Origin of the sequence: Cognatishimia sp. F0-27 (genome assembly GCF_020667845.1) — a bacterium.
Classification (GTDB): Bacteria; Pseudomonadota; Alphaproteobacteria; order Rhodobacterales; family Rhodobacteraceae; genus JAFMPQ01.
This window is the reverse complement of sequence record NZ_JAFMPQ010000088.1, coordinates 1-1192: the sequence shown is the minus strand read 5'-3', so window position 1 is coordinate 1192 and position 1192 is coordinate 1. Positions and strand designations below refer to the sequence as shown.

The following is a 1192-nucleotide window of genomic DNA, read 5'->3' as shown; positions in this document are numbered from 1 at the left end:
ACCTGTCGAAAATGTCCGCATCCAAGGCCCTGTCTCTGCTGTTGCTGGCCTCGCGGCTTGGCGCCGAACGCGCTTTTGGCGTTGTGCAGTCCAACCTTGTCGCGCGCACGGATTTGCCGAATAAGACCCTGCTTTCGCTGGTGGACTGTCTCGTTGCGCGTCGCGGTCATGCGGAGAGCATGACCTTGCTGAAGCCCGCCCTGGACGCATTGGCCAAGCGGGCGCGGACCAGCGTGGAAGATCGCTTCACCCGGCTTGCTGCTTTGTCGCGACTTTCGTCACCGGCGCTTGCTTTGAAGCGCGTGCGCTCTGATGGCCCGCTCTCCGCTCAAACCGCAGCACAGGCAGCATCCATTGGGGCACTCCTGCGCACATCGGGCCGTCCACGGGTTGCCGCGGCCTATCTCGCAAGATCCAGAAAGCGTTGGCCAGACGATGCAGACCTGCTGGTGCAGCGCGCTCTGGCGCTTTCGCGCGACGCGCGAGGTCCGCCGGCCTTGGAAGAGATCGCGGCGTTTGAAGCGTCCCACAAAAGCTTTGACCGGTTCCGGGGAAAAATGCTGCGGTCGCAGATCTACACATTTATGGGGAAGCCCGAGAAGAGCATCGAGATCCTGAAGGCCGCTGGCAGAGACCCGCGCCTGAACCCGGTTCACCGGTTCCAGCTTTTGCTCCGCGATGGAAGCCTTGCGCGGGCTGCTGCGGTTATGGGCGAGCCGGACAGCGGCGATGACAATCAGCTCGCTCCGCATTTCTCCACAACGCTGGAAGGGAACCTTCTGACGGAACTCAAATTGCTGGACCAATTTGAAAAGTCGGGGTTGTCTTACGATCCCTTGCAGTTCTTTGACCCGTGCAAGCGTATCGTTGAAAAGTGGGTCTCCGAGCACAACGGCACAAACGCGCCTTCATCCGGGATCGCTCCCATTCCTCCGAGCGTTTTCCAGTTCTGGGACAAGCGTCTGGTTCCGGAGGCCGTCGAAGAAGTCATGTCGAGCTGGTCAGACCTCGAGGGCGTGTCATACACATGCTATGACCTCCAGACGGCGAAAGACTATCTTGGCGATACGCTCGGGGCGGATTGGGTGCGCGCCTTTGCGATGGCGCGCCATCCCGCCGAACAATCCGATTTCTTTCGCCTTGCACGGTTATATGCCGATGGCGGTCTCTACGTCGACGCGGATGATCGCCG

Annotated in this window: 1 protein-coding gene; it reads left to right on the top strand. The window is 60.7% G+C overall.

The window, feature by feature from the left end; all coding sequences use genetic code 11:
- A partial coding sequence (locus tag J1C49_RS21445; RefSeq protein ID WP_227447850.1) for a glycosyltransferase occupies nt 1-1192 on the top strand: 1192 nt, incomplete at both ends.